The sequence below is a fragment of the Aestuariispira insulae genome, from assembly GCF_003385955.1.
Classification (GTDB): domain Bacteria; phylum Pseudomonadota; class Alphaproteobacteria; order UBA8366; family Aestuariispiraceae; genus Aestuariispira; species Aestuariispira insulae.
This window is the reverse complement of sequence record NZ_QRDW01000026.1, coordinates 1-7,804: the sequence shown is the minus strand read 5'-3', so window position 1 is coordinate 7,804 and position 7,804 is coordinate 1. Positions and strand designations below refer to the sequence as shown.

Here is a 7,804-nt window from a genome sequence, read left to right as displayed (position 1 = left end):
ATCTGTTCTTCGCTAAATCGACTGCGCTTCATGTCCGTCTCCTTTTATTGGACGGACTCTACTCATTTTTGGAGGAGTTTTAAGGGCTCACGTCAGGCTCACGTCAAAAAGTATAGATCATCGGGGGCTTATGCCCGCCAGCACCGCGCCGCTTCTCCGACCTGCCTGGGATTTTAATAACCTGTTAACGAATTTCCCTTGCCCGCCGAATCGGGATCGGTTAGCCTCCTAACCGGGAAGGGGTGGATTGGATTTTTCTCCCTTAAAGAAATGAATTGGTTGGAGCGGCTTTCGATGCACTTTTGTGTGTGAGAGTTCGGATAGATTCTGCTGGCATTATTGTTCGACTTGAGGTGAGGGTATTAGTTAGAGGAATAAGTGATGTGGCGGTAGGTATTCGTATTTTTTTGTTCGACACTAAAAATCATAGATAAAATTGCGCCAAATAACTAAGGCAATGATTCTCCAAAAGTAAGGGCTGATAATTGATGTTGTTGAAAGGAAGATGGAAGATGAAATATCAACAAATATCAATGTAAATATAATTATTTTGGTGGTTTTATTTTTGATATTCACACTAATAAAAATATTTATTGCTGTTTTTGTTAGTATGAATATTGGAAATGCGTAGATGTTTTCTTGTGTGTTTTTCAAAATAACGTGAAAAAAAACAATAGAAAACACGTTGAAGAGTAGTAGCTGAATAAGCTTGGATTTGAGGATTTTCATGACCGATAATAAACCGAGTTTTTGGAATACCATTGAGGACTTTTTTACCCCGTTTCGACAGAGAGCCCAACAAGTTCTTGCTCTGCCTGGCGTGTTTGGCCAATGGCAAGCAACATCGGGTGTTTGGGGTGGTAAAAGGACCCTTCTCTTTGATGTAAGAAACTTAGCAGAGGCTCAGTCTACTATAACGATGGAGGTAGTCTATTACTCTGATGGTGAATATCATGTTTTTAGAGATCAACTCTTAGCGTCACATGGTTCTAGTCAAGTAAGTATTGAAGTTGGAGATGTTGGTAGCGCTAGTGTATCTAGCGTTGCATTTAGATTTAGCACAGTTGCCAGCACAGGGCAGGCTCTGGATATAACATCCTTGCAAGAAGATGTTGAGTTTTTGCCTGTTGGACGAGTTGATGGAGATTGGTACTCCAAGTTAAGTGAAAAAGCTTTTGGAAAATCTGGAATTGGGTTCTTTGGGCCGAAAGGCGGGTACGGGAGCGAGACGATCTCTTCCGAGGAGGTTCATGAACTGTGGCGAGAACATAAAAACCTGCCGCCTAGGCGGAGTCTAGAAGAATCTAATCGTCCAGGCACTTGGTCTCCCGAAGTTGGTTATGTGTTCGAAGGTCTAGCTGATTGGAATCAGCCAAATGGCTGGGGGTTCAATCCCGAAACCAATCCTTTCCCAACAACGATAGAACAACTTAACGGTATCCCTCCCCTGGAGTCGGAACGATATGTCGGCATTGTTCCATTGGTAGATCAAAGGACTCTCGCTTACCGGCAGTTTGAACAATATATTTCGGCTGCGGGAATAGCGGGCTTGGATGGCAGACCGCTTAATGGTATCGGTGACGGTTATGGATATACCCGCGCTGCAGATGGTTCATACTATAATTATCGAACTGGGGATTGGCTGTCGGGAACGGAATATAATTCCAAACTTCTCGCTGCGAGCATGTCAGCGGTTGGAATTGCTGGCTTGGATGGAAGGCGTCTCGACGGAAATCCGATCGTTAGTGCGGGGAACGGGACTTTTATCAATACTCAAACGGGCGTATCGCTATCTGGACTGGCGACAATGGGGTTTGTCGGACTTGCAGGTTTGGATGGCCGCCGACTGGATGGCAATCCTTTTGCCCCGGTGGGAGATGGCAGTTATGTGAATATGCTGACAGGAGAACGCTTCCTTCATAAAAAAGAAGTCGAATTCACTGATTCAGAGGGCAATTTCCATTTTACTGACGGTACCTCGACGTTCGGTCCGGTCAATAAATATGGTGCGTATTTGGGGAACGGTCAGTTCCTCAAAACGGATGGTACAACTTCTCCTACGTTATCAGATGATTACTGGAGTGAATTAGATATTGAACCCGCCATGGCTGTGTCGTTCGATATCGTTGAAAGTTTCAATTGGTTTGATCGATTAATTGGCGGAGATGAATACCAGGAGGCCAAGCGCTGGGAAAAACTGTCCGAGGGTATCCAACGAGGGGATCGATATGGAGATCCCAACAATGATGCAAGGCATCCTGGCTTTGAATCTTTAAGTAGCGAAGACTGTTTTGTCGCCGGAACAACAATCCTCATGGCTGACGGAGCGGAGAAGGATATCGCTGACATTATTGTTGGTGATCGGGTTATGGCTTTTGACGGTCTGGGACAGTTGGTTTCCCGAGAAGTTACCAGAACATTTGTTAAAGAAAAATCAAAAGTTGTGACAGTTAATGGCCTTAGATGCTCCGACGGCCATCGGTTTCTTCTGAGTGACGGTCGTTTTAAAGCAGTTAAAGATCTTAACCCGGAAGATCAGCTGGTTCTTGCTGATGGCCAATATCGGGAGGCTGGGCTTGTTGAACCCCTACCCGAACGTCAGACCGTCTATAACTTCACCGTCAAAGAATTGCATACTTATGTCGCAGGTGGTTTCCGTGTTCATAACCGTAAAGCAGCCCCAGTTATCCTGGATATGGATGGTGATGGTATAGAATTCATCTCGGTATATGAATCAAAAGTAACTTTTGACCATGATGGAGACGGGTATCGGGAGCAAATAGGCTGGATCAGTGGGGATGACGGTTTCCTTGTTTATGATATTGGCGATGATAATGAGATCACGAAACCGGAAGAATTGATCCTCGCTCAGTTGACCGAAGAAGATGATACCGACCTTGAAGCTCTGGAAACCCTTTTCGATTTTGATTCAGAGGGGGTCAAGGACGGTGTGTTTGATGCAAACGATGTTGCCTGGGGTAAGTTTAAGGTCTGGCGTGATTTGGATCAGGATGGTGAAGCTGATGATGGTGAACTTCAAACCTTAGATAGTGCGGGTGTTACCTCCATTATTCTGAATTCCACGCCTGTTGCTGATGAAGAGAAATACGTTGATGGCAACTGGCTCATCAATCAAACAACCTATACATATATTGAAGCAAATACGGGTGAAACGGCCTCTCGACAGGTCGGTGATGCTGCACTTTTCGCAATTGAGGATGGCTATCGCTGGGTCGAGACCGAGCATGGCCGTGAATTGGATTATGAATGGGGCGGCGATACGCTCTATGCGCTGGAAAACCAGTCGGGCCTCTCGCTCGACCTGGCCGACCGCGGTTACCAGACTGTCATTGCGGGCACCCAGAATGATGTGATCACCCATACCGGCTATTACGGGGCGCAGATCTCCGGCGGGGCCGGGGCGGATACCCTGACCGGCGGCCTGGCCGGTGATGTGATCATCGGCGGCGATGGTGCGGATGTGATTGACGGCGGGGCCGGGGATGATGTGCTTTATGTGGATGGCGAGGATACATCCATCCAGGGCGGGGAGGGTTATGACAGCCTGACCGTCACGGGTGAGGGTGGCGTTACCCTCGATATGGCGGCCAGCTCCATTGAGCGCGCCACCGGCGGGGCCGGGAATGACAGCTTTGACGCCAGCGGCATCGTGGCGGTTGAATCCGACGGGGAAGATGAAAACACCGCCCAGGCGGTGGTGATCGAAGGTGGGGCTGGTGATGATACGATTGTGGGTGGCGCTGGTGATGATACTCTTTCAGGCGGCACAGGGGTCGACACGATCCAAGGCGGGGCCGGGGATGACATCCTGATCGTCGATATCCAAGACAGCTTTGATGGCGGTGACGGCATGGATGAAGTCTTTTTTATCGGCGATGAAGACCGGACCATCACCATCACTGACAATAATGTCGAGATCTATCAATCCGGTGGCGGCAATGACGTGATCTCCACCGCCAATGAAATGACGGTCGCGATCCATGCCGGGGCCGGAGATGACACGGTGTCCGGCGGCTGGGGCGGTGACTGGCTGGCGGGCGGTGCCGGGAATGACACCCTGCGCGGCGGTTATGGCGAGGATATCTATAGCTTCGGCCTGGGTGACGGCCATGATGTGGTCGAGGATGAATATTCCGTCACGGGTACTGGCAAGCGCTGGCAGATCACCGGCTGGCATAGGGCCAGTCGTGGCGAGCATGACAGCTGGTGGGCGCCGACCTGGGAATTGCGCGATTACACCGTCACCCAGGAAGTGAATGCGGGCAATCCGGACAAGGTGTTGTTTGGTGAGGGCATTTCCCTTGCCGACCTGTTGATCCGGCGCAATGGCAATGATCTGGAGATCGGCATCTGGCAGGCGGATTTTGACACTGTCGGCTTTGACGGGCTTAATGACCGGATCACCCTGAAAAACTTCACCGATGTGAATAAGAAGGTGGAGCAGATCCGCTTTGCTGACGAGACCGAGTTGGACCTGGACAGCCTGCTGTCGGTCTATGGTGTCACGGCTGACGGCGCGGTGACTGACCTGGGCAAGGCCATGGCGGATCTGGTCGAGGGATCGGATGCGGGTGACGTTCTGGCCGGAACCAACGCCGACGATGTGGTTGGCGGCACGGACTTTGATGAGATCATCTTGGGCCGGGACGGCGACGACACATTGATGTCCTCCAACGGCTTCGACACATTGATCGGCGGGGCCGGGAATGACACGGTCTCTTACGAGCGCCATGAATATGGCATGCTGGGCAGCCTTGATGAGCGTGACGGCTTCGGCGATGTCATCCGCGAGGTGGAAAATCTCTACGGCTCCGAATTTGACGATGACCTTTATGGCAATGAAGGTGACAACATCATCGACGGCCAGGAAGGCAACGATAATCTTTACGGTCGCGGCGGTGATGACACGATCATCGGTGGCACCGGCAATAACCTGCTGGTGGGCGGCGAAGGCGCTGATACGCTCGATGGCGGCGATGGCATTGATACGGCCAGCTATATCCTGTCGGGCTCGAAAATTACCGTGGAGCTGGGCGCGCGCCCGGACCTGGAAGGCTCCGGCCTTGGCGGCGAGGCCGAAGGCGATGTCCTGAAATCGATCGAGAATGTCGAGGGTTCCGACCATGATGACACCATCACCGGCAATGAAGAGGATAACATCCTCTGGGGCCGGGCGGGCGCGGATACGGTCAATGGCGGGCGCGGGCGCGATACCCTGATCGGCGGGGCCGGCAATGACCTGATCGATGGCGGCACCGGATCGGATACCTATTATTTCGGCCGCGGCGGCGGACAGGATGTGATTTCCGATGCTGCGGGCAATGATGTTCTGCATATCTCCGGCGGCCTCAATCAGAATGACCTTTTCATGCGCCTCAACGGCAATGATCTGGAGATCGCCTTTAACGAGGAGTCACTCTATTCGGCATTGGATGTGGATGGGGCGATTGTTGAGCCCGTCGATCCCTCATGGGGCCCGGATCCCAGCCTGGATAAAGTGACCCTGAAAGACTGGGTGCTGGGCGGCAGCGTTGAAACCATCCGTTTCAACAACGGGACAGAGCTTTCCCTGGCGGCCCTTGTTTCCGGCCTGGGACTGAAGGATGTGCAACAGGGTGGCAGCATCATGTCTGTCGGCAGTGGCAATGTCTTCAATGGCACCACGGGCCAGGGCAACGCGGACACCGCCGGTATCCAGACCGTGCCGCTGAAGGGGATCGTTCTGGACGGTCAGGGCGGCAACTATCTCACCCACAATCCGGACGGCACCGGCAGCCGGACCACCTGGACCCTGTCCACCTGGGCCAAGCTGGATGACAGCACCGGGCGGATCTATCTCTATTCCGCCCAGGGCAATTCCAACGACAGCTCCTTCTCGGTCGAGATCCGCCGGGATACCGGCCATATCGAAATAAACGGCCATAACACGCTGGCCCGGGTTGAGATGCCGGAAAGCCAGTTGCCGGATGATACCTGGTTCAACCTTGTGGTTGCCATGGACACGATCCAGGACAATCCGGCTGATCAGTTGAAGATGTATCTCAACGGCCAGGAACTGGCGGTTGACCTGACCGGTTTCTGGCCGACGGGGGATAATCCGATGCTGGGGCTGGGCGGGGATGTCGCCCATTATATCGGCAAAGATGCCTATGGCGGCACCAGCGGTTCTATGACCCAGGCTGGTTTCCAGTTTGTCGATGGCGAGGCCCTGACGGCGGCTTCCTTTGGCCGGACAGTTGATAACCAATGGGTGCCTTCCGACAATGTGACCGACTATGGCGAACAGGGCTTCCATTTGGATTTTGCCGATGCCGGCAATCTTGGCAAGGATGTCAGCGGCAAGAACAACAATCTGAGCACGGTCGGCACCCCCGCTCAGGCGGCGGATACCGGTTTGGTTGCCACCATCGACAGCGGCATCCCGCTTTATGACGGCAACGGAGCCGATGATATCCTGGTGGGCACGGAGGAAGATGACATTCTCAACGGTCTTGGCGGCGCGGATGAAATCTTCGGCGGGGCCGGGAATGATACCCTGACGGCAGGCGATGTGACCTCGGTGGATCAGGTTCTGAACGGCGTTCACCTGGATGGGCTTAACAATTACCTGAGCCATAGCCCGGCCCATGAAGGCAGCCGGACCACCTGGACTCTTTCCACCTGGGCGAAACTGGATGAAAGCACAGGGCGGATCTATCTCTATTCCGCACAGGGCAATTCCAACGATACCTCCTTCTCGCTGGAGGTGCGGCGCGATACCGGGCATCTCGAATTCAACGCCCATAATACGCTGGCGCGGGTCGAGATGCCCGAAAGCGATCTTCCGGATGATACCTGGTTTAACATTGTGGTTGCCCTGGACACGACCCGGACGGAAGCCTCGGATCAGCTGGCGATCTATCTCAACGGCGAAAAACTGACGGTTGACCAGACCGAATTCTGGCCGACTGATGAGGATGCCAGGCTTGGCCTGGGCCGGATCACCGAACATTTCATCGGCAAGGACGGCTATGGCACCACCAGCGGTTCCATGACCCAGGCGGATTTCCATTATGTGGACGGCCAGGCGCTGAATGCCAACGCCTTTGGCCAGGACGTGGATGGGGTCTGGGTGCCGCGCGCCTTTGAAGGCGACCATGGCGATAACGGGTTCCATCTGGATTTCTCGGATACGGACAATCTGGGAACCGACAGCAGCGGCCATGGCAATAACCTGACCGTTGTCGGCACCCCGACGGTTGACAGTGAAATCGGTTTTGTTCTGGAAGCGGACAAAGGGGCAACCCTTTATGGCGGTTCCGGTGACGACACTCTCATTGGCGGCAATGGCGATGACACCCTGGTCGGCGGAAGCGGTGAGGATATCGCGCGCTATGCCGGTGTGAAGGATGGTTACACCATCACCAACAATGGCGACGGCACCTACTCCATTGCCAAGGCCGGTATCGGTACGGATACGCTTTCCGGGATCGAGAAGATCCATTTTGACGCCAATGATGACGGTATCATCAATCTGGATGAGAATGGCGACCCGACTGAGACGGTTATCGACCTGACCGAGGAAAGCGGCCCGGTGACCGGGGATGCGAAGATCGTGCTCTCCGCGGCAGACCAGACGGTGCGTCATAAGCTGACGGTCACGGATGCGGATCTTTCCGAGACGGAGAGCGATGAGGTCCTGACCTATGCCATCGGCGGGGTCGCGGCGACCACGGATAATCCGGTTGTCCATACCTTGGCAGAGGGCGGTGTGGTGACGCTTTATGCTGACGGCAGCTACAGC

1 protein-coding gene is annotated in these 7,804 nt (G+C 53.4%); it reads left to right on the top strand.

What is annotated here, in order from left to right:
* Positions 1 to 727: 727 nt before the first annotated feature.
* Positions 728 to 7,804 (top strand): LamG-like jellyroll fold domain-containing protein (locus DFP90_RS23265; RefSeq protein WP_342767816.1); only part of this gene is annotated, 7,077 nt, incomplete at its 3' end.